Annotated in this window: 28 protein-coding genes and 1 pseudogene; 11 read left to right on the top strand and 18 right to left on the bottom strand. The window is 70.8% G+C overall.

The annotated features are described in order from the left end of the window. Nucleotides 1–101 precede the first annotated feature (101 nt). The gene (locus tag G3I60_RS38660; protein WP_138354524.1) at nucleotides 102–299 is read left to right on the top strand and encodes a cold-shock protein; all 198 of its coding nucleotides are present in this window, start codon (nucleotides 102–104) and stop codon (nucleotides 297–299) included. A gap of 39 nt (nucleotides 300–338) precedes the next feature. On the opposite strand, the gene G3I60_RS38655 is transcribed toward G3I60_RS38660, so the two are convergent. Then, nucleotides 339–905: a hypothetical protein gene (locus G3I60_RS38655; protein WP_138354564.1), complete on the bottom strand. Its 567-nt coding sequence runs from the start codon at nucleotides 903–905 to the stop codon at nucleotides 339–341. 290 nt (nucleotides 906–1,195) lie between these two features. On the opposite strand from G3I60_RS38655, the gene G3I60_RS38650 reads away from it, so the two are divergent. Further along, nucleotides 1,196–1,531, top strand: coding sequence for a DUF1330 domain-containing protein (locus G3I60_RS38650; RefSeq protein WP_164298056.1), 336 nt, complete (start codon nucleotides 1,196–1,198; stop codon nucleotides 1,529–1,531). Nucleotides 1,532–1,582: 51 nt separating this feature from the next. Here the strand turns inward: G3I60_RS38650 and G3I60_RS38645 are convergent, their stop codons facing one another. The 3 genes from G3I60_RS38645 to G3I60_RS38635 all read right to left on the bottom strand — a co-directional run bounded on the left by G3I60_RS38645 (nucleotide 1,583) and on the right by G3I60_RS38635 (nucleotide 4,410). Next, a complete protein-coding gene (locus G3I60_RS38645) occupies nucleotides 1,583–1,795 on the bottom strand; it encodes a hypothetical protein (protein WP_138354526.1) in 213 nt (70 codons plus the stop codon). A 72-nt stretch (nucleotides 1,796–1,867) separates the two neighbouring features. Further along, nucleotides 1,868–3,511, bottom strand: coding sequence for an ABC transporter permease (locus G3I60_RS38640; RefSeq protein WP_203674924.1), 1,644 nt, complete (start codon nucleotides 3,509–3,511; stop codon nucleotides 1,868–1,870). Then, nucleotides 3,508–4,410, bottom strand: a complete 903-nt coding sequence (locus G3I60_RS38635; RefSeq protein WP_164298058.1) for an ABC transporter ATP-binding protein — start codon at nucleotides 4,408–4,410, stop codon at nucleotides 3,508–3,510. Before G3I60_RS38635 ends, G3I60_RS38640 begins: the two co-directional genes overlap by 4 nt. A 137-nt stretch (nucleotides 4,411–4,547) precedes the next feature. Here G3I60_RS38635 and G3I60_RS38630 point away from each other — a divergent pair, with 137 nt between their 5' ends. After that, entirely contained in the window at nucleotides 4,548–5,045 is a 498-nt protein-coding gene (locus tag G3I60_RS38630; RefSeq protein WP_164298060.1) for a GbsR/MarR family transcriptional regulator, read from the top strand. 35 nt (nucleotides 5,046–5,080) lie between these two features. Here the strand turns inward: G3I60_RS38630 and G3I60_RS38625 are convergent, their stop codons facing one another. Further along, nucleotides 5,081–5,983 (bottom strand): DNA ligase, encoded by a 903-nt coding sequence (locus tag G3I60_RS38625; protein WP_343241826.1) that lies wholly within the window; start codon nucleotides 5,981–5,983, stop codon nucleotides 5,081–5,083. A gap of 24 nt (nucleotides 5,984–6,007) precedes the next feature. After that, nucleotides 6,008–6,895, bottom strand: a complete 888-nt coding sequence (gene ligD / locus G3I60_RS38620; protein WP_164298061.1) for a non-homologous end-joining DNA ligase — start codon at nucleotides 6,893–6,895, stop codon at nucleotides 6,008–6,010. Nucleotides 6,896–6,928: 33 nt separating this feature from the next. Here ligD and G3I60_RS38615 point away from each other — a divergent pair, with 33 nt between their 5' ends. The 3 genes from G3I60_RS38615 to G3I60_RS38605 are packed head-to-tail and all read left to right on the top strand — an operon-like array spanning nucleotide 6,929 to nucleotide 9,520. Further along, complete coding sequence (locus G3I60_RS38615) at nucleotides 6,929–7,993, top strand: Ku protein (RefSeq protein WP_164298063.1); 1,065 nt, start codon at nucleotides 6,929–6,931, stop codon at nucleotides 7,991–7,993. Nucleotides 7,994–8,041: 48 nt separating this feature from the next. Then, complete coding sequence (locus G3I60_RS38610) at nucleotides 8,042–9,013, top strand: helix-turn-helix domain-containing protein (RefSeq protein WP_343241827.1); 972 nt, start codon at nucleotides 8,042–8,044, stop codon at nucleotides 9,011–9,013. 42 nt (nucleotides 9,014–9,055) lie between these two features. Continuing rightward, a complete protein-coding gene (locus G3I60_RS38605) occupies nucleotides 9,056–9,520 on the top strand; it encodes a VOC family protein (protein WP_164608339.1) in 465 nt (154 codons plus the stop codon). Between the two features lie 98 nt (nucleotides 9,521–9,618). Here G3I60_RS38605 and G3I60_RS38600 read toward each other — a convergent pair whose 3' ends face one another. The 3 genes from G3I60_RS38600 to G3I60_RS38590 all read right to left on the bottom strand — a co-directional run bounded on the left by G3I60_RS38600 (nucleotide 9,619) and on the right by G3I60_RS38590 (nucleotide 10,795). Beyond that, on the bottom strand, nucleotides 9,619–9,888 hold the full coding sequence (locus tag G3I60_RS38600; RefSeq protein WP_164298067.1) for a type B 50S ribosomal protein L31: 270 nt from the start codon (nucleotides 9,886–9,888) through the stop codon (nucleotides 9,619–9,621). Nucleotides 9,889–9,997: 109 nt separating this feature from the next. Next, the gene (gene rpmG / locus G3I60_RS38595) at nucleotides 9,998–10,162 is read right to left on the bottom strand and encodes a 50S ribosomal protein L33 (protein WP_138354532.1); all 165 of its coding nucleotides are present in this window, start codon (nucleotides 10,160–10,162) and stop codon (nucleotides 9,998–10,000) included. A gap of 165 nt (nucleotides 10,163–10,327) precedes the next feature. Further along, nucleotides 10,328–10,795: an RICIN domain-containing protein gene (locus G3I60_RS38590; protein WP_343241828.1), complete on the bottom strand. Its 468-nt coding sequence runs from the start codon at nucleotides 10,793–10,795 to the stop codon at nucleotides 10,328–10,330. A 203-nt stretch (nucleotides 10,796–10,998) separates the two neighbouring features. On the opposite strand from G3I60_RS38590, the gene G3I60_RS38585 reads away from it, so the two are divergent. Then, the gene (locus G3I60_RS38585; RefSeq protein ID WP_164298071.1) at nucleotides 10,999–12,054 is read left to right on the top strand and encodes a LacI family DNA-binding transcriptional regulator; all 1,056 of its coding nucleotides are present in this window, start codon (nucleotides 10,999–11,001) and stop codon (nucleotides 12,052–12,054) included. Between the two features lie 127 nt (nucleotides 12,055–12,181). Beyond that, nucleotides 12,182–12,607 (top strand): PPOX class F420-dependent oxidoreductase, encoded by a 426-nt coding sequence (locus tag G3I60_RS38580; RefSeq protein ID WP_138354535.1) that lies wholly within the window; start codon nucleotides 12,182–12,184, stop codon nucleotides 12,605–12,607. 174 nt (nucleotides 12,608–12,781) lie between these two features. On the opposite strand, the gene G3I60_RS38575 is transcribed toward G3I60_RS38580, so the two are convergent. After that, nucleotides 12,782–13,534: a Mut7-C RNAse domain-containing protein gene (locus G3I60_RS38575; RefSeq protein WP_164298073.1), complete on the bottom strand. Its 753-nt coding sequence runs from the start codon at nucleotides 13,532–13,534 to the stop codon at nucleotides 12,782–12,784. Nucleotides 13,535–13,704: 170 nt separating this feature from the next. Between G3I60_RS38575 and G3I60_RS46965 the strand changes: the two genes are divergently transcribed. Together G3I60_RS46965 and G3I60_RS38565 are read left to right on the top strand one after the other, a co-directional pair. Then, complete coding sequence (locus G3I60_RS46965; RefSeq protein ID WP_203674922.1) at nucleotides 13,705–15,372, top strand: discoidin domain-containing protein; 1,668 nt, start codon at nucleotides 13,705–13,707, stop codon at nucleotides 15,370–15,372. Between the two features lie 164 nt (nucleotides 15,373–15,536). Continuing rightward, a complete protein-coding gene (locus G3I60_RS38565) occupies nucleotides 15,537–16,142 on the top strand; it encodes a DUF1772 domain-containing protein (RefSeq protein WP_164298075.1) in 606 nt (201 codons plus the stop codon). A 108-nt stretch (nucleotides 16,143–16,250) separates the two neighbouring features. Here G3I60_RS38565 and G3I60_RS44815 read toward each other — a convergent pair whose 3' ends face one another. From G3I60_RS44815 to G3I60_RS38555, 3 genes and pseudogenes are all read right to left on the bottom strand, one after another. Next, nucleotides 16,251–16,577 (bottom strand): cupin domain-containing protein, encoded by a 327-nt coding sequence (locus G3I60_RS44815; RefSeq protein WP_138354567.1) that lies wholly within the window; start codon nucleotides 16,575–16,577, stop codon nucleotides 16,251–16,253. 48 nt (nucleotides 16,578–16,625) lie between these two features. After that, a pseudogene (locus G3I60_RS44810) lies at nucleotides 16,626–17,129 on the bottom strand (YbaK/EbsC family protein); the annotation flags it as partial. After that, on the bottom strand, nucleotides 17,126–17,956 hold the full coding sequence (locus tag G3I60_RS38555) for a TIGR02452 family protein (protein WP_164298079.1): 831 nt from the start codon (nucleotides 17,954–17,956) through the stop codon (nucleotides 17,126–17,128). The gene G3I60_RS38555 and the pseudogene G3I60_RS44810, both read right to left, overlap by 4 nt. A gap of 212 nt (nucleotides 17,957–18,168) precedes the next feature. On the opposite strand from G3I60_RS38555, the gene G3I60_RS38550 reads away from it, so the two are divergent. Then, complete coding sequence (locus tag G3I60_RS38550; protein WP_164298081.1) at nucleotides 18,169–18,780, top strand: DUF1707 domain-containing protein; 612 nt, start codon at nucleotides 18,169–18,171, stop codon at nucleotides 18,778–18,780. Here the strand turns inward: G3I60_RS38550 and G3I60_RS38545 are convergent. From G3I60_RS38545 to G3I60_RS38530, 5 genes are all read right to left on the bottom strand, one after another. Further along, nucleotides 18,777–19,526, bottom strand: coding sequence for a lysophospholipid acyltransferase family protein (locus G3I60_RS38545; protein WP_164298084.1), 750 nt, complete (start codon nucleotides 19,524–19,526; stop codon nucleotides 18,777–18,779). The two genes, G3I60_RS38550 and G3I60_RS38545, sit on opposite strands and share 4 nt — an antisense overlap. Before the next feature lie 157 nt (nucleotides 19,527–19,683). Then, nucleotides 19,684–19,845 carry a hypothetical protein gene (locus tag G3I60_RS44805; protein ID WP_187144749.1) on the bottom strand — a complete coding sequence of 54 codons (162 nt, stop codon included), beginning with the start codon at nucleotides 19,843–19,845 and terminating at the stop codon, nucleotides 19,684–19,686. Between the two features lie 82 nt (nucleotides 19,846–19,927). Continuing rightward, on the bottom strand, nucleotides 19,928–20,959 hold the full coding sequence (locus G3I60_RS38540) for a hypothetical protein (protein WP_138354541.1): 1,032 nt from the start codon (nucleotides 20,957–20,959) through the stop codon (nucleotides 19,928–19,930). A gap of 26 nt (nucleotides 20,960–20,985) precedes the next feature. Beyond that, on the bottom strand, nucleotides 20,986–21,945 hold the full coding sequence (locus tag G3I60_RS38535) for a cytochrome c oxidase assembly protein (RefSeq protein ID WP_138354542.1): 960 nt from the start codon (nucleotides 21,943–21,945) through the stop codon (nucleotides 20,986–20,988). A 185-nt stretch (nucleotides 21,946–22,130) separates the two neighbouring features. Continuing rightward, entirely contained in the window at nucleotides 22,131–23,156 is a 1,026-nt protein-coding gene (locus G3I60_RS38530; RefSeq protein ID WP_138354543.1) for a 6-phosphofructokinase, read from the bottom strand. Nucleotides 23,157–23,229 lie beyond the last annotated feature (73 nt).

Raw genomic sequence — 23,229 nt, 5'->3', positions numbered from 1 at the left:
ATCGGGCAGGCCGGCGGGCGGGCGGACGCCCGCGTGTCGCGGGGGACCCCGGCGGAGCGGGTAACTTGGCTGGATCATCCAGGCGAGGCGAAGGCACATCGATGGCGAAGCTCAACGGCAAGATCAAGTGGTTCAACCCGGGGAAGGGCTTCGGTTTCATCACCCCGGCCGACGGCGGCCCTGACGTCTTCGTCCACGGCAAGAACATCGAGGGCAACGTCGCCGACGACAAAGCGGTGGAGTACGAGCTCGGCGACGGCCCCAAGGGCCCGCACGCGCTGAATGTGAAGGTCGTCTAGCCACCGCGGCGGTCGGTGCGCCCGGCGGATCGGCTGCGTCTACAGCAGTACGAACATCGCGGCGCTCGCCGCGCCGACCGACGCGCCGGCCACGGTCTGGGCGACGGAATGGTAGGTCAGCGCGACGCGCGACCAGCACACGGCGGCGACCAGGACGTAGCCGAGGAGCCACCAGGGCGAGGCGACGGCGGCCAGCAGCGCGACGACGCCGGAGGCCACCGCCGAGTCCACACTGATCTTCCAGAACGTGTTCACGGCCAGCAGGACGACGGTCACCGCCCACAGCGAGACCATCGCGATGAGGATGTCGGCCGGCGCGTGGGCCAGCAGCATCACCGCGGAACCGACCCCGATGGAGCCGAGGATGACGGCGAAGATCGGTGCCCGCTGCGTACGGTCCACGACATGCCGGTCGCCCCAGGTGCCGCGCTTGCGCTCCCACTCGATGTAAGCGGCCGGAATGACCCCGGCGCACAGTGCCGCGAACAGCCCCCACGCCGCACCGCTCACGTTGCCCCCCGCGGCCGTCCCGACGCCGACCAGACCGGCGAGCAGGACGTTGCGGGGCTGCAGGACATCGGTGACGATGCGCGCCGTGGCCTCCAGCCTCGTACGGGCCGCTCCACGGACAGGACCGGCTGCTGTGACGGACCGCTGCGGGGGTACCGCGCAGGTCTCGGCGGCTGGGGTTTCGGTGGCGGGGGATTTGATCAAGTGGCGCACCAGCTCAGGGTAGAGCCACGCCCCGCGGCGGGGACGCGCGGGCCGACGGGTGTCGGGAAGTACCTAAGGACGACGGATTCCGCAGGGCGCGGCCGATCGTAGTGTCGGGCTCAGCAGCAGGGGCCGGAAGCGGCACCTGTGACAGCCGGAGCAACCGCATCCCTGGAGGATCGATGTCCACCTACGCCGTCGCCTATGTCCGCAAGATCGTCAACCCGAGTCCGGAGATCGCGGAGTACCTGCGCCACGTCTCCGACACCATGGACCCCTTCGGCGGCCGGTTCCTCGTGCACGACGGCGAGCGGGAGGTCCTGGAGGGCAGCTGGACCGGCGGCCTGATCATCATCGAGTTCCCCGACCGGGCCAAGGCCCGCGCCTGGTACGACTCGGAGGCCTACCAGGCGATCCTCCCGTTCAGGACCGACCACATCGAGATGGACGTCATCTTCGCCGAGGGCGTGCCCGAGGGCTACCGGGGATCCGAGGCGCTGGCCAAACTGCCCTTCTAGCAGCGGTCTTCACCGGGCCGGGGACGGAAACCGGGCAGAGCGCCCCAGCGGTCACTCGGGCCGGGCCTGCACCTCGGGCCCGCCACCACGCCAGTCGATGAGCGGATGGTCCTCGACCTCCACGTCGTCCAGACCGGCCCGGCGCAGGAACTCCACGATGTCCGGGAGCGAGTACGCGCGGCCGACCGGCGTCCCGCCGATCGTCACCCGCCGGGTGCCGTTCTCCAGCGGGTAGACGACGACCTGCTGCGCTTCTGGATCCATATCCCTAGGCTGCGCGTTCGAGCGGCCCGGCGCATCTCTTGTGGCGTATTGCGTTCACTCCCTTCACTCCTCTCAATCGCCGGCGAGGTCACGGCAGCGGAAACCGGTCAGACCCACGGCCGCCGCCACGGCAGCGACGAGGACGAGCCATACGTAAGGCGCCGCCACCTGCGGTCCGCCCGGCGCCTTGGGCAGGTGGGTGAACGGTGAGAGATCCAGCATCAGCTGGGGGAGATGCAGCACGGGACCGAGCTGCCCGCACAGGAGAAAGGCGGCGAAGACTCCCCAGGCCGCCGCGGAGGCCTTCGGCAGCCAGCCGAAGAGCACCAGGGTCAGTGCCGCGGTGAGCCACACCGCCGGAGCCTCGGCAAGCGCCGCTCCGGTCAGCGTGGGCAGCTGCCCGCTGATGTCGCCGATGGTGGCGCCGTAAGCCAGCCCCGCGGACAGTCCGCCGACCGCGAGCAGCACGAGCGTGCCGAGGGCGGGGAACACCAGGTGGCTGCAGGCCCAGCGCACGCGGCCGACGGCGTTGGCCAGCAGGGGTTCCGCCAGTCGGCCGGTCTCCTCCGAGCGCAGCCGCAATGTGCTCTGCACGGCGTAGGCCGCGGCGAGCATCCCGAGCAGTCCCATGGCGGTGGCGAAGAAGGAGTCGGTCAGGGCCCCGGGTCCTCCCATCCGGCGGACCATGTCCCCCAGCTGCGCGTTGTCCTCGACGATGCCGGAGATCGAGTTGCCCACCGAGCCGTAGAGCGCTCCCGCGACGGCGAATCCGGCGGCCCAGCTGTACAGGGCGCCGCGCTGCAGCCGCCAGGCGAGGGCGAACGGGCCGTTCAGTGCCGCCGCGCCCTCGGCCGGCCCGGGGCGGGCCGGGAGCAGCCCGGCGCCCAGGTCACGTCTCGCCACCAGGACGTAGGCGGCCCCGGTCATCACCGCGGTGAAGGCGGCGACGAGCCCGAGCACCCACCACCGGTCCCCGGCGAACGGCCGGAGGTTCTCGGTCCAGCCGAGCGGCGAGGCCCACACGAGGGGTGACGCGGCGTCCGCCGACGCCGCGTCGCCGGCGGCGCGGAGCAGGAACGTGAGCCCGAGCACAGCCCCGGCAAGCCCCTTGGCGACCCGAGCGCTCGCGGTGAGCTGGGCGGTGACCGCCGCGACGCCCGCGAACATCAGCCCGCTGCCCGCGAGGGCGAGGCCCAGGGCGGCCGATCCGGCGACCGACTGGCCGAGCACCGACAGTGCGGTGGCGACGATCAGCGCGAGGGCGGCATTGGCCGTCAGAGCGGTCAGCAGTCCCGCGGTGAGCGGGGCATGCCGTCCCACCACGCCGGAGCTGAGCAGTTCCTGGCGGCCGCTCTCCTCCTCCTCGCGGGTGTGCCGGACCACGATGAGGATGCTCATCAGACCGGTGAGCGCGGCACCGATACACCCCATCCGCCAAGCGGTGAGCGCACCGATGCTCTCCCCGCTGAACGCCGGTCCGTACAGCGCCCGCAGGGAACTGTTGACGTTCATGCTGCGGGCGAAGTCCGTCCGCTCCTTGAGCGTGCCGTACAACGTGCCCAGGGAGAGGCAGGTGCTGAGCACCGCGGCGGTCAGGGCGTAGACCCAGACCGGGATCATGATCCGGTCCCGGCGCAGCGCCAGCCGGGTCAGCACACCGGTGCCGGTGACGCTGCCCCCGCTGCCCATCCGGACACCGACGTCGGTGGCGCTCATCGGGACACCGCGTCCGGCACGGCCTGGTAGTGGCGCAGGAAGAGCTCTTCGAGGGTCGGCGGCCGGCTGGTCAGACCGCGTACCCCGGACTCGCCGAGCTGCCGCAGAACGGCGTCGAGTTGATCGGTGTCGACCTGCAGGCTGACCCGGTGGCCCCGGATGTCCAGGCCGTGCACTCCGGGCAGGTCCGCCAACCCGTGCGGGGAGCCGTCGAGTTCGGCGGTGATCGCGGTGCGGGTGAGATGGCGCAGTTCACCGAGGGTGCCGGTTTCGACGGTGCGGCCCTGGCGGATGATGCTGACCCGGTCGCAGAGGGCCTCGACCTCGCTGAGGATGTGGCTCGACAGCAGCACGGTGACGCCGCGCTCGCGGGCATCGGTCACGCACTCCTGGAACACCTCCTCCATCAGGGGGTCCAGGCCCGACGTCGGCTCGTCGAGGATGAGCAGCTCGGCCTCCGAGGCGAAGGCGGCGACCAGCGCGACCTTCTGCCGGTTGCCCTTGGAGTAGGCGCGCCCCTTGGTGGTGGGGTCGAGCTGGAAGCGGCCCAGCAACCGGGCTCTGCGGTCGGTGTTCAGACCGCCGCGGAGCCGGCCCAGGAGGTCGATGGCCTCACCGCCGCTGAGATTGCGCCACAGGGTGACATCGCCGGGCACGTACGCGATCCGGCGGTGCAGGGCGACCGCGTCACGCCAGGGATCTCCGCCGAGCAGCCGGGCGGTGCCGCCGTCCGGGCGCAGCAGGCCGAGCAGGACCCGGATAGCGGTCGACTTCCCCGCCCCGTTCGGCCCGAGGAAGCCATGCACTTCCCCCGTGCGGACACTGAGGTCGAGCCCGTCCAGAGCATGGGTGCGGCCGAACGACTTGTGCAGTCCGGCCACGCTGATTGCCGTCGTCATGATTCCGAACGTACAGTAGATTCACAAAGTTGTGAAGATAGGGAATTGTATAAACTCCGGACCGGGCAGGCGGCGACAGCGGGCCCGGCGGCAACGGTCCAGGCGGCAGCCGTCCGGCGGGCGATCGGGAGGCGGACATGGCACAGGAGCACAGCCACAGCGAAGGCGCGGGGGTGCTGACGTTCGTCGAGCGGTTCGCCGCCGAACTGGTCGAGGCCGGAATGCCGCGGATGCCCGGCCGGGTCTTCGCCGCCCTGATGGCCTCGGAACAGGGCGCGCTGACCTCCGCGGAACTGGGCGAACGCCTCCAGGTCAGCCCGGCGGCCGTCTCCGGCGCGGTCCGCTACCTCGCCCAGGTCGGCCTGATCAGCCGTGAGCGGGATCCCGGTTCCCGCCGCGAGCGCTACCGGCTGCACAACGACCAGTGGTACGAGACGTTCACCCGCCGGGACGCGATCATCGGCCGGTGGGAGCACACCCTGCGCGCCGGTGTCGAGGCGCTCGGCTCCGGCACTCAGGCCGGCTCCCGCCTCGAGGAGACCGCGGAGTTCTTCGCCTTCCTGCAGAAGGAACTGCACTCGATGATGGACCGCTGGCGCGACCACAAGGAACAGCTCCGCGAGCACAAGGCATAGCTCTGCGGGCGTGCGTCACCGAGGACGGGCACCCGTCAGACGGCGTCGTCGTCCCGGATCCGGACGAACCGTACGGTCGCCTGCCGTCCCGTGCGCACACGGACCTCGACCAACGGGCCCTCGCGCACCGGTCGTAGGGGCGATCCGTCCTCGTCCCGGACCTCCGGACCGAGCAGGCCGGCGACCGCCGCCGCGATCCGCCCTGCGGTGACCGGGTCGAGACGGGGTGAGGTCTGCGCGCGGGTCGCGTCGTCGAACTCGACCAGCACCGAGTCGGGGCGCCGTTCCGAGCCGATGACGCCGACCAGCCGGGCGTCGACGGTCTCGGCGTGCCGCACCTTGATCCACCCCGGCCTGGCACCGGGCCGGTAGGCGGAGCCGAGCCCCTTGCAGACCAGGCCCTCCACGCCGTGCGGCACCAGGGTCTCGTACCAGTCCAGCGCCACGGCGCGGTCCGTGGTCGCCAGCACGGTCTGCACCTGCGGTGCCAGGTCGCGCAACGCCGTGCGCAGCAGCTTCCAGCGGTCGGCGAGCGGCAGGTCCCGGATGTCGCTGCCGGGAACGGCGAGGCAGTCGAAGGCGACGTACGCCACGACGATGCCCGCCGCACGGCGCTGCGCGTCGGGGCGCAGCAACTCGGTGAAGGCGAACTTCCCGTCGGCCCAGGCGCAGATCTCACCGTCGAGCACGAGCCCGGCGGGCAACGCCTGGGTGAGGGTGGTGGCGAGGCCGGGGAACTCGGCGGCGATGTCGCGCCCGGAGCGGGTCTGCAGGACCGTGCGGCCACCGAGGGCGAACGCGACGGTGCGGAATCCGTCCAGCTTGACGCTGTACTGCACGCCGCCGGGCAGCGCGTCCTCGGCCGGGATGCCGGCTTCCGTGCGGGGGCGCATCACGTCGACCCGCGGACGCAGGACGACCGGATCCGGACCGTTCACAAGGGCCGCCTCATGAGGGCCGCGTCATGACGGCAGCTTCCCGGCCCGCTTGCGCTCCAGGAGCGGAGCGAGCAGGTCTCCGTGTTCTGCCACCCGGTCGGGGACGTCGGCGATGGTGAACGAGAGCTGCCCCGGATCGTCGCACTCCTCGATCTCGTCCCACGACACGGGCGTGGACACGGTGGGCATGGCGCGGGCGCGGACGGTGTACGGGGCGGCGGTGGTCTTCTTCGCCGAGTTCTGCGACCAGTCGATGAAGATCTTCTCGGTGCGCAGATTCTTGGTCATCCTCGACACCACCTGGTCGGGATGGTCCGCCTCCAGCTCCTTCGCGAGCGCCTTGGCGTAGGCCGCGGCCTGCTCGGGCGAGGCGCCGGTCAGCGGCGCGTACAGATGCAGGCCCTTGGAGCCCGACGTCTTCGCCCAGGACTCGATGCCGTCGGCGCGCATCCGCTCACGCAGCAGGAGGGCGACGGCGCAGCAGTCGACCACGGTCCGGTCCTCGCCGGGGTCCAGGTCGAACACGAGCCGGTCCGCCGTTCCGGGCGCGGCGGCCCTCCACTGCGGGACGTGCAGCTCGATGCACGCCAGGTTCGCCGCCCACACGAGGGTGGCGAGGTCGTTGATCTGCACCTGCTCCATCTCCTCGCCGCTGCTGCGCTCGGTGACCGACGTCGTCACCCAGCTGGGGGTACCTGACGGCGGTCTCTTGGCGAAGAACGACGTGGCGTCCACCCCGCTGGGGGCGCGCAGGAACGACAGGGGCCGGCCGCGCAGGTGAGGCAGCAGGACGGGGGCGACGGTGGCGTAGTAGTGCACCAGTTCGCCCTTGGTCGTGCCGGTCCGCGGATACAGGATCCGCTCCAAGTGGGTGAGGGACAGCTCGCGGCCCTCGATCTCCGTGATCGGCATAGTATGAAATCTCTCACATTTAGGGACAAAACGATGAGATCGCTCTGGAGCGGCACTCTGTCATTCGGCCTGGTCGCCGTACCCGTCAAGCTCGGCTCGGCCGTCAGCAGTCACAAGCTCGGCTTCCGGCAGATCCATACAGCCGACCACGGGCGGGTGCGTCTCCAAAAGGTCTGTGCACTCGACGAGCAGGTCCTCACCCAGGCCGAGATCGGCAGGGCGTACGAGACGGCCGACGATCAGCTGATTGAGATCTCCGACGACGAGTTGAAGGCCCTGCCGCTCCCCACGGCCAAGACCATCGAGGTGAGCGGGTTCCTCGACGCCGACAGCGTCGACTTCCTGAAGCTGGACACGCCCTACTTCCTCGCCCCGGCCGATGCCACCGCCAACAAGGCCTACGTCCTGATGCGCGAAGCGCTCCAGCGGTCCGGCAAGGCGGCCGTCGGCAAGCTCGCGATGCACAACAGCGAGCACCTCGCACTGGTGCGCGCCCACGACGACGTGCTGATCCTGCAGACCCTGCGCTGGCCCGACGAGGTCAAGTCGACGTCCGAGGCCGCCCCGACCGGCAAGGTGAACATCACCGACGCCGAACTCGACCTCGCGGACACCCTCATCAACGCCCTTGGCCAAGCCGACCTGGAGGAGTACACGGACAACTACGCCGAAGCCGTACAGGCCCTCGTCAGTGCGAAGGTCGAGGGCGGCGAAGCGCCGTCCGCGGCCGACGGAACCGGAGGCGGCGGCAAGGTCGTCGACCTGATGGCCGCCCTGGAGGCCAGCGTCGCCCAGGCCAGGAGCGCCCGCCCCGACAACGCCACCGACGCGACCGTCACGCCCATCAAGAAGCCGGCGAAGAAGACCGCCGCCAAGCGCGCGGCCCCGGCGCAGAAATCGCCACCCAAGAGCAGCGACACCAAGAAGTCCACCGCGAAGAAGTCCACCGCGAAGAAGACCACGGCGAAGAAGACCACGGCGAAGAAGACCACGACGACGAAATCGGCGGGCGGGACGGCCACGAAGGCGACCGCCAAGAAGACCGCGGCGAAGCCGGCGAAGAAGACCGCAGCCGGCAAGAACACCCGCAGCGCCTGAACCGCCGTCCATCGCGCATCCGTGTCCCGTCCGGCCGATACTGGTCAGGTGGACAGTGGTCGTACGGCAACCGCGCCCTCCGGCGTGATCGACGAGGCGGTCCAGTGCCTGCCCGCGCCCGCCCTGCGGCCCTACATCGCGGGGTACTGCGGTTACCGGCAGGACGGCGTCCCGCCCACGCGGCACCGCGGCATGCCCTCGCCCTTCCTGACGTTGATCTTCACCCTCGACGACCCGCTGACCGTGGAAGTGCACCCCGACCCACGGCAGGCGCCCGGCCGCTACGACGCACTGCTCGGCGGCCTGCACACCACGTCGGCGCTGATCACCCACGGCGGACGGCAGTCCGGTATCCAGGTGGCGCTCAGCCCGCTCGGCGCGCGCGCCCTGCTGCATCTCCCCGCGGGTGAACTCGCCAATGCCGACATCCCGGCCGACGCCGTCCTGGGACGGCTCGCCGACGAGGTACGGGCCCGGCTGCGCGACGCCCCCGACTGGCGGCAGCGATTCGCCGTCCTCGACCGGATCCTGTGGCGGTACGCGCGCCCGGAATCCGCTGTCCCGCCACAAGTGGTCCGCGCCTGGGACCTGTTGCTGCGCTCCGGGGGCGCGCTGTCCGCGTCGGCGCTCGCGAAGGACGTGGGCTGGAGCGGCAGGCATCTGGCCGGCCGGTTCCACACCGAGATCGGACTGAGCCCCAAGGCGGCGGCCCGGGTCATCCGCTTCGACCGGGCGCGGCGGCTGCTGGTCGTCCGGGCCTGCGGCCGGGGACGCGACGTCCTGGACGGTCGCGACGGCCTGCCGGATGCGTACGCTCCCGGCACTCCGAACGGTCTGGCGGATCTCGCGGCCGACTGCGGCTACTTCGACCAGGCGCACCTCGCGCGCGAGTTCCGCTCCCTGGCCGGCTGCGCGCCGAGCCGCTGGCTGGCCGAGGAGTTCCGAAACGTCCAAGCCTTCGCCGCCCCCTCAGCGGCAGAGTGGACATCGGACGAGGACAGCGGGGCCGTCCAGCACTGAAGCCGCTCCGCCGCAGCACCGACCCGAGGAGGTCCGGCCCGCATGGACGCCACCGAGAGCACCGATGCCACCGAGACGACCGACACCACCACCGCCACGGACGGCAAGGAGCCCGCGCCCCAGGTGTGGCCCAGTCTGCGCGCCCGTGATGCGCGCGCGCTGATCCGGTTCCTGGTCGAGGCGTTCGGCTTCGAGGAGACCGTCGTCTACGGCGAGGGCGACCGCGTCGACCATGCCCAGCTCGACTGGCCGCCGGGCGGCGGCATCATGCTCGGCAGCGTCCCCGAGGACGGCGCGGCGGACCATGTCGCCCTGGTGCCGGGCACCTTCGGCGCCTACGTCGTCACCGACGAGCCCGACGCGCTGTACGACCGCGCCCGAGCGGCCGGAGCCGAGATCATCATGGAACTGACCGATACCGACTACGGCTCACGTGACTTCGCCGCCCGTGACCCCGAGGGAAACCGGTGGTTCTTCGGCACCTACCGCGGTGCGCCGCGGAAGTAGGGACCGCGCAAGGGACCCGCGGAGGGAACCGCGAACGGGGGAGGGGGCGGTACCGCCAGGAATACCGGCGGTACCGCCCCCTCGTGGGTGCGTGGTGCTTACTTCGCGGAGCCCGCGCCGGACGAGGGCGAACCGTACCGGCGCTCGAAGCGCTCGACGCGGCCCGCGGTGTCCAGCACGCGGGACGTGCCCGTGTAGAACGGGTGGCTCGCCGAGGACGTCTCCACGTCGACGACGGGGTAGGTGCTGCCGTCCTCCCACTCCACGGTCTTGTCACTGTCCGCGGTCGAACGCGTCAGGAATTCGAAGTCCGCTGAACGGTCGCGGAAGACGACCGGGCGGGAGACGGGGTGGATGCCGAACTTCATGGGAGATACCTTCCGTTGTGCGGAACGGGTGGGGCGGCCGGTCCTCGTTGCCGGCGGGATGCGCGCGGCCTGATCCGCGGTGTTCGCGTGATCCGGCTGATCCGTGCGGTCAGCGCTCCTCGCGGAAGAGGACGTGCTGTCCGGCGGCCGGGTCGTACTTGCGCAGCACCAGACGGTCGGGGTTGTTGCGACGGTTCTTGCGCGTGACGTAGCTCTGACCGGTGCCGGCCGTCGAACGCAGAGTGATGACCGGGCGGGCGTCATTGCGTGCCATGGAATTCCCTTCCAATGCGGTGGTCTCCAGGACACCGAACGTAATGATTGTCATTGTCATTCGGTATCTGCTCGTCTCAACGCGACCCACCGCCCGCACATTCCCGATCCGGGAACTCGCTCAAAGCGACGATCGTTCACTGTGTGTGATCGAAGATCCCGAAGGTTACTGCGGCTCCAGCGTCCACCACTGGGAGGCGACGTCCTTGTCCTCCCACTGCTGAACGTTCGCGCCGTCCTCCTTGCTGCCGTCGGCGACCTCCAGCGTCTTGCCGCTGATGCCGCTCACGAGGGTGACGGTGCCGGGTGCGTCGAGGTGCTGCTCGATCAGCCATTCCTGGGCGCCGAAGTTGTTGGGCCGCCACTGCTGGACATTCACCCCGTTCTCGGTGGCGGCGCCCGCCACGTCGAGCCGTTTGCCGCTCCGGACGTTCTCGAGGTGGTAGAGCGCGCTGCCTTCGTGGATCGGGAGCACCCGCCAGAGCTGCGCGTCGGTTCCGTTCTCCATGCCCTGCTGGACGTTGGCGCCGCTGTTCCTGCGGCCGTCGGCGACCTCCAGCAACAGGCCGCTGCCCACGTTGCGCACGCGGTACAGGCCCTCTTCGACCGCTGCCGGCCACTGCGAACCGCTCACCGTTTCCAGCCCCCGTGTCCATGGTTCACCGACTGCCGACCCTGCCAGCCGTGCGGCAGCGGTGCAAGATCGACGCGGCATGCGGCGCGAGGAGGTCCCAATGCGCCGAGGCGGGGGCGGTGGGGTGCGGTGTTCGATACGCTGACGGCTCCCGGGAAGTGACTCCTGGAGAGCGCTCTCCAGGGCGTGCTATAAAGACCGACATGAGCGAAGTCCTCCGACCGGCACTTTCGGGACCTCCCACGCTGGAGGATGTGGCCCGCGTGGCGGGTGTCTCGCGTGCGACGGTCTCCCGGGTCATCAACGGGACCCGCAATGTCGACCCGGCCATCCAGGAGACGGTCCGCCAGGCCATCGCCGCGACCGGCTACGTGCCCAACACCGCGGCCCGGTCGCTCGTGACCCGGCGTACCGGGGCCATCGCGCTGGTGGTGTCCGGTGCGGGCGGTCCCGGGCCGGACGACGCGGTGCGGAGCGAGGTGTTCGTCGACCCCTTCTTCGGCCGGGTGGTCAGTGGTGTGGTGGGGTTCTTGCGGCCGTTGGGAATGCATCCGGTGCTGATGCTGGCCGAGACCGGCACGGCGCGCGACCAGGTGGTGGCGTATCTGCGGCAGGGCAACGCCGACGGGGCGATGGTGGTGTCCACGCATGCGGGCGACCCGCTGCCGGAGCAGATCACCGAGGCGGGGGTGCCCGCGGTGCTGTTCGCCCGGCCGGCCCGACCGATCCCGATCAGCTATGTCGATGTCGCGCATCAGGACGGGGCCAGGTTGGCCGCCGACCGGCTGGTGGAGCGCGGCTGCCGGGAGGTGGTGACGATCTCCGGTCCGCTGGACGTCCCGGCCAGTCAGGACCGGCTGACCGGCTTCCGCGAGGCGATGGCCCGCCACGGCTTCCCCTATGTGCCGTGCGCGGAGGGCAACTTCACCCAGGACAGCGGCGAGGCCGCGATGGAACGCCTGCTGGCCGAACATCCCCGCCTCGACGGGGTCTTCGCCGCCAACGACCTGATGGCCCAGGGCGCCCTGCTCGTTCTGCGCGACCACGGCCGCCACGTTCCCGACGACGTCAAGGTCATCGGCTTCGACGACAGCAGCGCCGCCACCGCGTCACGCCCCGCACTCACCACCATTCGCCAGCCCGTGGAAGACATGGCAGGTGAAATGGCCCGTCTCCTCCTGGACCGCATCACCACACCACAGCAGCGCATCACCTCCGTCATCTTCGAACCGACCCTCGTCATCCGGCAGTCCGCCTGAGATCTCGGGCCCCACGTCCCGACTCAGTACGCTGGAGAGCGCTCTCCAATCCATCGGGCAGGATCTGCCGGGAGACGCCGGGGCGTCCTGTGCCGGGAGCCGGCCCCCTTCGGGCACCATGGGTGGCATGGCCACCATGATCGACGCCGAATGGCGCGCATTCATCAGCGAGGGAACCCGTACCGGCAAGCTCGCCACCGTCCGCGCCGACGGGCGCCCGCACCTCGCGCCGGTCTGGTTCCTCCTCGACGGGGACGACCTGGTCCTCAACACCGGCAAGGCGACCGTCAAGGGCCGCAACCTCGCCCGTGACGGCCGGGTGAGCATCTGCGTCGACGACGACCGTCCGCCGTTCTCGTTCGTGGTCATCGAGGGCAAGGCCCGGATCAGCGAGGAGCTGCCGGAGGTCCGCGACTGGGCGACCCGTATCGCCCATCGCTACATGGGCCCCGAGCAGGCCGAGGTGTACGGCGCCCGCAACGGCGTCCCGGGTGAACTCCTCGTACGCGTGCACATCGACAAGGTCATCGCGGTCAGGGGCGTGGCCGACTAGGGCGTGTTTCGGAAGGAGCGGCGTTCGCCCGGAGGGCGTGGTCCACGGCGGCTGGTGGGTGCGCTCGCATGGCGGAAGGTCGTCCTCGTACTTGGACGTACGTGGACGAGCCCGACAACGCGGCGAGGGCGCGTGCCAGGCGTCGTGGGCCAGGCGGGACTTTCGCAACACGCCCTAGGCGAAGCGCCGGTCTCGGGCGGCCGCGCCGCCGAACTCGCGCAGTGCCTCCTCGACGATCGCCTCCAGGCGGGCGTGGTGCGCACCCCGCCAGTACACCCGCTCGCAGGCGGCGCACTGCGCGAAGACGTCGTACGAGCGCTGCGTGCCGTGCCGCAGCTGGTCCTGGACCGACTCCTTGTCGGCGTCGGCGAGCGGGCCGTTGCAGGCCACGCACCGGGACCACGGGGTGAGCGCGGGCGCGAAGCGCTGCAGGACGTCGCGGAGTTGATCCTCGGGGCGGTCACTGTAGATGTACGCCCCGGCCCAGATCTCCCGCCGCCGGAGCAGCCCGCGGTCGCGGGAGAGCATGACGCGCTGCTCCTTCGCGGAGAGCGTGGCCAGCGCGGGGTCGCCGATGTCCTCGTTCTCGTAGGCGGCGTCGACGCCCAGCAGGCGCAGTCGCCGCGCGAGAGTGCCGAGGTGGACGTCGAGCAGGAACCGCAGGGGCGCCCCCGGCACGTGCTGGGGCCGCTCGACCGCCTGGACGTGAACGGTCTCGCCCGCGCCGGGGATGTGCGAGACGGGCACCGCGCTGCCGTCGACGAGCAGCAGCCCCGCTTCGGTGAGCGGGACGCCGAGCGATTCGACGACATGGCCGAGCGTCGAGGTGCCGTCGGTGACGACCGTGCTCGGGCCCTGACGCCGTTCCGCGGGGACGAAGAGGTGCAGCTCAGGGGCGAAAATGATGTCGATCTCCGGTCCGTTCACGCGGTCAGGATGTCATCACGGGGCGGGGCCGGGCCAGTTGATTCCGCTGGGTGTCCCCAGCGGACACCGAGTGATTGTTAGATAACTTTCCTAACAGACTATTGACTTGCGCCGGTGCTCGGACCGACTCTGCGGTGACCCTGCTGGATCCCCCTGGCAACGGAGGCACCATGAGCCGCACCATGAGTCGGCGTGCTCTTGTCGCGTTCTTCGCGACCGCCTGTCTCGTCCTCATCTCGGCGTTCGCCGGACTGGTGAACGCGGCGCCGAGTTCCGCGGCCCCCGCGGCCGCGACGCAACAGACGTTCCTGACGTTCTACGGCTGGTACGACAACACACCGCCCGGCGGCGACATCTCGTACCCGCAGATCCACGACACGGCCGGCGGTACCGGCACGTTCGCGGATCCGATCACCTTCGCGACCTCCAAGGCGGAGCTCCCGGCCGGCACGAAGGTGTGGGTCGAGCGGGTCAGGAAGTACTTCATCATGGAGGACAGCTGCCAGGAGTGCGAGGCGGACTGGAGCGAGGAGGGGCCCAACGGCGGCCCCGGCCTGCACCACATCGACCTGTGGCTGGGCGGCAAGGGCGGCAACGCGATGAACGCCATCGACTGTGAGGACGCGTTGACGCACTACAACGCGGACAGCACGCCGACGATGGAACCGGTCGTCGTCAACCCCGGCGCCAACGAGCCCTACGACCCGACGCCGATCTTCAACACCAGCACCGGCAAGTGCTACGGCGGCGCCCAGCCCAACACCACCATCGGCCAGTACAAGAACGGCTCGAACGCGCAGTGCATGGAGGATCCCGGTAACAGCTCCACTCCCGGCACCGCCCTCAAGACCGCCGCCTGCAACGGCTCGGCGGCCCAGCGCTTCACCTTCCACGGCGCCTTCATGGTGATCAACAACCTCTGCGCGGCGACGTCCGGCAGCAACATCGTCCTCAACACCTGCACCGGTGGCCCGACTCAGCAGTGGTCGGTCAACCCCAACGGCACCATCTCCGACATGCAGACCGGGCAGAAGTGCTTCCGGACCTCGAGCGCCAAGGTGGTCGCCGGCAGCTGCTCCGGCACTGCGAGCCAGTGGGCCTTCACAGCCGCTTCCACCACCAACGACTTCTCGCTGTCGCTGAACCCGGCGGCGGGTTCGGTCAACGCGGGAGCGTCCACGACCTCGACGGTGTCCGTGCCGGTGGCCTCCGGTACGGCGGAGCCGGTGACGCTCTCCGCCACCGGCGCTCCGTCGGGTGTCAGTGTGAGCTTCGCGCCCTCGACGGTGACCGCGGGGGGCACTTCGGTGATGACGGTGTCGGCCAACGCCGCTGCCACCTCCGGCTCCGCGGCGCTCACGGTCACCGGAACCTCGGCATCGGCCGCGCACTCGGCGGGTTACGCACTGACCGTCACCGCTCCCGGCGGCGGCCCGGTGCTGCTGTCCCAGGGCCGGACGGCGACGGCCTCCTCGGTCGAATCGACATCCTTCGCGGCGGCGGCCGCCTTCGACGGCAACCTCACCACCACGCGGTGGGCCAGCAAGGAAGGCACCGACCCGCAGTGGCTGCGCGTCGATCTGGGCGCCACCGCGAACGTCAGCCACGTCAAGCTCCTCTGGGAGGCCGCGTACGGCAAGGCGTACACGATCCAGACCTCCCCTGACGGTACGACCTGGACGACGATCTACTCCACCACCACCGGCAACGGTGCCACCGACGACCTGACCGGGCTCACCGGCACCGGCCGCTACGTCCGGGTGAACGGCACTGCCCGGGGCACCGCTTACGGCTACTCCCTCTACGAGATGCAGGTGTACGGCACGACGGCCTCGTAGCGGATCCTGGGGTGACGGCAACCGTCCACGCGCCCGCGCGTGGACGGTTGCTTATGCGGGTGCGCGTCTGAGCGATGGTCCGTAGTCCCGCCGGGGACTTGACTGGAGCCATGAGCAACCAGCCGAACGTAGCCGTCCGACACCCCGCAGGGAGAAGCGAAGCGATGAGTGCTGCCCACCACACCAACGGCGCCCCGAACATCCACCCGACGCCCCAGGCTCCGCTGCACCACCCGGCGCTTCCGGTCCCCGCCCGCAAGAGCGCGGCCGGTCCGGTGCTGGGTGCCGCCACCGTCGCCACGGCACTCATGGCGGGTGTCTTCTTCAGCTTCGACGTCGCGGTGATGCCGGGCCTGGGCCGCGGTGACGACCGGACGTTCATCGGCGCGATGCAGAACATCAACGTGGCCATCGAGAACCCGGTGTTCTTCCTCGCGTTCTTCGGCGCCCTGGTGCTGACGGGCGTCGCGGCCTTCCAGCAGCGGCGGTTGGGGCGGCGCGCCGTGTTCGGCTGGGTGCTGGCGTCGGTGGCGCTGTACGTCGTGGCGCTCCTCGTCACGATGGGCGCGAACATCCCGCTCAACGACGAGCTCGCGAAGGCCGGCGACCCCGCGCACATCCGCGATCTGGCCGCGGTGCGCGACAAGTTCGAGAACACCTGGATCGCGCTCAACATGGTGCGTACGGCGGCGTGCACGGTGGCCGTGGGCTGCCTGAGCCGCGCCCTGTTCCTGCACGGCCGGGGCGACGCCGGGGCGGGCAGCCGTTGAGAGCCCCCGACGGGCCGGTCCCGCACCGCGAGAAGCGGCTGTGGGACCGCTGCGGGAGGCGGCGCGGGGACCGGGCGTGGGACGGTGCGCGGCGCGGGGGACGGATGGTCAGGGCAGGACGACGCCGGTCGTTCCCTCGTTGCCGTCACCGGTGTTGACGGTGCCCCGCGGTTCGAACATCAGGATCCGGGTCCCCGGCTCGGCCACCGGCTTGTGCAGGGTGCCGCGCGGCACGGTGAACACCTCGTGCGGGCCCAGCTCGACGGTTCCGTCCGGCAGTTCCAGCCGCAGCCGGCCGGCGAGGACGAGGAAGAACTCGTCGGTGTCCGCGTGCCGGTGCTCGGAGAACTCGCCCTCGACGTTGGCGACCTTGACGTCGTAGTCGTTCACTTGGGCCAGGACGTGCGGAAGCCACTTCTCGGGGACGGCGTCCATGACGGTGTCGATGTTGCGCTTCCCGCCCGGGACGGCCGGTGCCTCCGTGATGGATTCGACGCGCGGCGCGGCGATCTCCGCGTAGTCCTTGGCCGAGAGCGCCAGGGAACGGTCCAGCCGGGCCGCGTTGAAGAAGATCTCATCGTGGTCCAGCAGCGCCGGGTCCACGATGAGCTCCAGCTTCTCGTCGAACGAGAACGGCAGCACGGTGCCGCTGACACTGCCGGCCAGCCGCTCGGCGGTCTCCTTCGGCGCGAACGAGATGTACGTCCCGCCGAACAGCGCCTTCACCGCGCCGAGGTCCAGCCGCCGGTCACCGGGCACGACGGCGAGCACGTACTTGGTGGTCTTCTTGCCGAGCTTGACCATGACGATGATGCATTTCGCCGCCTGCGCCAGCGCGTTGCCCCGCAGCTCGCTGACCAACTCGGTGGCGCCCTGCGGCGCGTGGTCGATGGTCCGGTAGACCGCACCGTGCTCGTCGAGCAGTGCGATCAGCCCGTTGTACGTCCCGTGCTCGTTCGTTTCCGCCGTGTCCTCGGTGTCGGTCATGACTCATTAAACCTCGCGGCGAAAGCGGCGCGGGTGGGGGAGTCCTCGCGCCGGTCCAGCACCGGGAAGACGACCTCGTCGAACCGGCCGGCGAAGCGCCCGGAGCCGGTCAGATGGCGGTGGAAGGCGTCCGCGACCTGCGCCGGATCGCACTGGAAGACCCCACAGCCCCAGGCGCCCAGCACCAGCCGCCGGTAGCCCTGGGCGGCGGCGACCTCCAGGACGCGCTCCGCGCGCGTCAGCAGCGCCCGCGGGATCAGGTCCACCCGGTCGGGGAGATTGCGGGTGATCACCCCGGCGTTCGGCGCGGGAGAGGTCAGGAAACCCGCCTCGTACGGCTCCTCCAGCAGCGCGCCGCGGTCGTCGCGGAAGACCGGTACGGCGGGGGAGTGGATGACCCGGTCCGTGTAGAAGGGGTCGCGGTCGGCACGGTGGACGGCGTAGAAGTCCGGCGTGCTCACCACGCACGTGTAGAGGGCCGACGCGCGGCACAGTGATTCCTCCTGCGCCTGGGCGCCGTTGAGGTAACCGCCGCCCGGGTTGCGGGCCGAGGAGAAGTTGAGGACGGCGACGGGCCCGTCCGAGGCCGCCCTCAGCCGGCGTGCGGCCTGGAGGCTGCTCTCACCGGTCACGCCGAAGGCGGTGGCCGCCGGCGGAGCGGACGGCGGAGGCACGTCCACCGGCTCGGGCCCGAACAGCCGGGTCCCGGCGACCGCGCGGGCGACGCCGGCGGCGATCGAAACGTCCCGGCCGCTGGGTGCCGGATACCGGCCCGCCGCGACGATCTCCTGGGTGTGCCGGGCGATGCCGCGCAGCCGCGCGCTCATGCCGCGCGCCTTGTTCTGTTGGTGTTCACGGCTCCCGACCCTATGGCCCTCACCTGCGGCGGAGCCAGCGGTTTACCTCCTGCGGGCCCGGTCGTGGACCGGGTTCGGCTGCGTTCCGGACGGCTCCGGCCCGTCGGCGGACGCGGACCTTGCGAACGCGACAGTCGCGATATAGCGTAAGTCTGGTCCGCGTCCGATCAGGAGGTTGCCCGGTGTCCGACACCCCAGCGGAGCCCCGCTCCGCCGACATCGACGTGCGCGCGTCGGACCAGGAGCGCGACCAGACCGCCGCGATTCTCGCCGACGCGCTCGCGACCGGCCGGCTCACCACGGACGAGCACGCCGAGCGGCTCGAAGCCACGTACTCGGCGCGCACCCGCGGTGAACTCGCCCCGATCACCGGCGATCTGCCGGAGCCGGCGGCGGGCGCGCACCTGGTCGCCCCCACCGACACGGATCCCGTCGACGCCCTCTTCAGCAAGATCCGGCGCGGCGGCCAGTGGCCGGTCCCGCCGCACACCGTCGCGCGCGCCCGGTTCGGCGCCGTCGTGATCGACCTGCGGCAGGCGGTGTTCACCCGCCGTGAAGTCGTCATCGAGGCCGGTTCGTTCTGCGGCAAGGTCGAGATCCTGGTCCCCGACAACGCGCGGGTCTACGACACCGGGACCGCCCTGTTCGGCAAGCGCTCCCAGCTCGGCGGACACGACAGGACCAAGGAGGACTGGGACGAGGACGGCCCCGTGGTGCACATCACCGGCCGGTCCGTGTTCGGCCATGTCCGGGTCATGCGCAGTTACAAGTACCCCTGGCGGGACGGGCGCTAGCGCGGCGACGGCGGCTCGTCGCGCGGTTCGCCCTTTCCCGGCGGCCGGCGCAGCAGCGCCGCGACGCCGCGTGCCTGCTCGGCCTTGACCTCGTTCGCGTAGCGGTCGACGTACTCCTGCCCGGACATCGCCAGGATCGCGTACATGATCTCGTCGGTCGCCGACCGCACCACGTACCGCTCGCCCTCCATGCCCTCGAACCGGCTGAACTCCAGAGGCGTGCCGAAGCGGATCGTGACCCGGCCCAGCCGGGGGAGCTTGCGGCCGGGCGGCTGCAGTTCGAAGGTGCCCACCATCGCGCACGGGATCACCGGTACCTGAGCCGTGATCGCCATCGCCGCGACCCCGGTACGCCCCTTGTACAGCCGGCCGTCGTGCGACCGGGTGCCCTCCGGATAGATGCCCAGCAGCTGGCCCCGCCGCAGCACCGTGAGCCCGGACTTCAGCGCCGCCTGGGAGGCCTTGCCGCCCGCCCGGTCCACCGGGATCTGGCCCACCCCGCGGAAGAACGCGGCGGTCAGCCGGCCCTTCAGCCCGGCGCCGGTGAAGTACTCGGCCTTGGCCAGGAAGGTGATCCGGCGCGGCAGGATCGCCGGCATCAGGAAGTGATCGGAGAACGACAGATGGTTGCCCGCGACGATCGCGGCACCGTCGTCCGGAATGTGCTCCAGCCCCTCGATCCGCGGCCGGAACAGCAGCCGCAGCAACGGCCCAAGGATCACGTATTTGAGCACGTGGTAAAACACGCGGCCCGTTTCCCCCCTCCACGCCGGGGAGCGCCCGCACCCCGGTGACCAGGCACAGTAGTGCCGATACGGGCGGGGCGCGAGAGTACCGGTATCGGCGGTGCGGGGGCGCGGGGCCCTTCGGGTGAACCGGGTGGCCGCGGAGTGCTCCCAGAGGTCAGCGGGGGAGCCGGATGGCGAACACCGCGGCGGTGCACAGCCCGAGCAGCACCCAGGCGAACCACAGCCAGCCGTTCGCGCCCAGCGCCACCGTATAGGCGGACACGGCCACCAGAGATGCCGCGGTGCACACCGCCATCGCCTTCGCGGGTGTCGGCATGAGGCCCTCCTCCCCGAGAATCCCAGGACGACCCGCCCGGTGGCGGCCCGGTCTCCATGGTGACCGGCCGCCGCCTCCGGCGCTACCAGTCGCCGTCGGTCACCTGGCCGTCGTCCTTGAGTTTCTTCACCTGGCCGGGCTGGACCGGCGCCCACGGCTGCTGGTCGTCGCCCAGCCAGTCGCCCACCGGCTTCACGTCCGCCAGTGGTGCCGCGGCCGCCAGATCGGCGGCGTCCGCGTCGTAGTAGTCGAACCAGGGCAGGCCCGCCGCGTTGTAGGCCGCCCGGTCCACCGGGGACGGCGGCGGCGCCTCGCCGGTGATCTGCCGCCACTGCGGGGCGGTCGCCAGATGGACGAAGACCCGGCCCGACGGGGTCGGCCGCCAGTCGCCCGGCAGCCGCTCGTCGCGGTACACCTCCTGGCGCATCCGGCCGCCCGCGCCCAGGCCCATCGATGGTGCGGCAGGGGCGGCCATGGCCTCCATCGGCATCGCCGCGCCGTAGCCCGCCATGGGCGGCATTCCCTCGTCCTCCTCGGCGGCGACGCCCCAGGGCCCGCGGGTGGCGACCGCGCGCCGCTCCTGCTCCGCGCGCCAGACCGCGAGCGGCTCGTCCCGCAGCTCGAAGACCTGGAGCTGCACCCCGCCCCAGACCTCCTCGCCGGAGACCTGGCCCTCCACCGTCGCCCCCAGGCCCAGCGGAACCGCCACGAACTGCCGGATCGTGCCGGATCCGGAGTTGATGCCGTCCAGCCAGGGCTGCCGGGGCAGCACCACGTAGTTCTGCGGATCCTGTGACAGCCGGTCGCTCCACGGCTGCCCCGAGACCGCACACACCTTGCCCACGCCCACCTGGAGCGCGGCCGGCACCGGCGAGGAGAAGCTCAGCCACATCGCCTCGCGCTGGTAGACCGGCAGCACCACACCGCCGCGGGTCAGCCACTCGGCGGGCGCCCGGTCCGGATAGTCCGCCACCCGGCGCAGCGGAAACGTGCCGATCCCCGGCGGCAGCGGATGCGTCCCGGTCTCGGGCAGCCGCAACGTGCGCATGAACCGCACCGTCACTCCGCCCGGCAGCTCCAGCGCTCCGCCCGATATCCGCACCTGGTCCCCCATCTCGCGCCTCCCCTTGGTCAGCTGTGTCAGCCGCGACCGCGAGCATCCAAGGATGCCAAATAGGCGTTGTACGCCACCAGCTCCGCGTCCCCGTCCCGGTCGGCCGCGCGATCCGACCGCCGCGCCTGCCGCTGATCGGAGGTGTACCACTGGAACAGCAGCGCCACCAGCACGAGGACCGACGGGATCTCGCTGAACGCCCAGGCGATGCCGCCCGCCGCGCTCTGGTCCTGCAACGGATCTACCCCGAGGGACGCCGGGGGATGCAGGAACGTGGTCACCATCGGTTCGGTGCCCATCATCAGGGCGATGCCGAAGAACGCGTGGAACGGCATTCCCGCGAACAGCTCCAGCATCCGCATGATGTGGCTGGGGCGGTGCGGCCCCGGGTCCACGCCCATGATCGGCCAGAAGAAGACCAGGCCGACGGCGAGGAAGTGGGTCATCATCGCGATGTGTCCCAGCCTGCTGCCCATCAGGAAGTCGAAGAGCGGCGAGAAGTACACCGCGTACAGGCTCGCGATGAACAGCGGGATCGTGAACGCGGGATGGGTGACGAGCCGCATGTACCGGCTGTGCAGGAAGACCACCAGCAGCTCACGCGGCCCCTTGCGGCCGCGTCCGTGCGCGGTCGCCGGCAGCGCCCGCAGGGCCAGCGTCACCGGAGCGCCCAGCAGCAGCAGGATGGGGGAGAGCATGCTGATAACCATGTGCTGCACCATGTGCACGCTGAACATGACCATGCCGTAGTCGTTCATCGCGGTGCACATCACCGAGGCCACGGTCAGTACGCCCAGCACGAAGGCCACGATCCGGCCGGCCGGCCACCGGTCGCCGCGCCGCCACAGCCGCACCACGCCCCACCCGTACAGCCCGAGCGCCAGCAGGCAGCCTGCCAGGAACACCGGGTCGCCGCTGAACTCCAGCCCCCGACCGAGGGTGAACGGCGGCAAGTCCATCGGCATGCCGTGTCCGCCGTGGTCCATGGGTCACTCTCTCCTGTTCGTGCCGACTGCCCCGCCCGCGCCGTCCGGCATTGTGCCGATTCGACCCGTGCGCCCGCACCAGACTAGAGCCGCCCCCGGCCGGTGATGCGGCCGGGGGCGGCCCCGTTACGTCGGAAGCGGGCGGCAGCCCGGCACAGCGTCCACCGGAAGGCGGACGGGCCCGGCTACAGGACGCACTCGGCCTCGATGTAGCGCTCGGCCGGCACGGTCTTGAGGTGCTCGACGGCCTCGGCCAGCGGCACCAGCTTGATGTCGGTGCCGCGCAGCGCCGTCATCATCCCGAAGTCACCGTTGTGGACGGCCTCCACCGCGTGCCAGCCGAACCGGGTGGCGAGCACCCGGTCGTAGGCGGTGGGCGTGCCACCGCGCTGCACATGGCCCAGGATCACCGGCCGCGCCTCCTTGCCGAGGCGCTGCTCCAGCTCCACCGACAGCTGAGTGGCGACTCCGGTGAACCGCTCGTGGCCGTAGATGTCCTTGGCACCGGACGAGAACTCCATCGAGCCCTCACGCGGCTTGGCACCCTCGGAGACCACGACGATCGCGAACTTCTTGCCCGCCGCGAACCGCTTGCCGACCAGATCGGCCAGCTCGCCGATGTCGAAGGGCCGCTCCGGCACCACGATGGCGTGCGCGCCGGCCGCCATGCCCGAGTGCAGGGCGATCCAGCCGGTGTGCCGGCCCATGACCTCGACGATCAGCACCCGCTGGTGCGATTCGGCGGTGGTCTTGAGGCGGTCGAGGGCCTCGGTGGCGACCATGACGGCCGTGTCGAACCCGAAGGTGACGTCCGTCGACGCGATGTCGTTGTCGATCGTCTTGGGCACGCCCACGATCGGCAGGCCGGCGTCCGACAGCAGCTTGGCCGCCTTGAGGGTGCCCTCACCGCCGATCGGGATGATCGCGTCCAGGCCCAGGTCCCGTACATGGCCCCTGGCCTGCTCCACGCCACCGCGCAGATGCGCGGGCTGCACCCGGGACGAGCCCAGGATCGTTCCACCGCGGGCCAGGATGCCGCTGACGGCGTCCAGGTCCAGCTTGCGGTAGTCGCACTCCAGCAGGCCCTTCCAGCCGTCGTGGAACCCGATGACCTCATCGCCGTGGTCGACCACGGCGCGGTGCACCACCGACCGGATGACGGCATTGAGTCCGGGGCAGTCTCCGCCGCTCGTCAGCACACCAATACGCATTGCTCTCGCACTCCCGCGATTTCCAAACGGACGGCCGGACCCCGTCGTCCGGATGGAACCCCCGTTACCTTAG

The organism is Streptomyces sp. SID13666, from assembly GCF_010548325.1.
Lineage (GTDB): Bacteria > Actinomycetota > Actinomycetes > Streptomycetales > Streptomycetaceae > Actinacidiphila > Actinacidiphila fildesensis.
The sequence above is the reverse complement of the archived record's forward strand: the minus strand, read 5'-3'. Positions and strand labels throughout refer to the sequence as shown.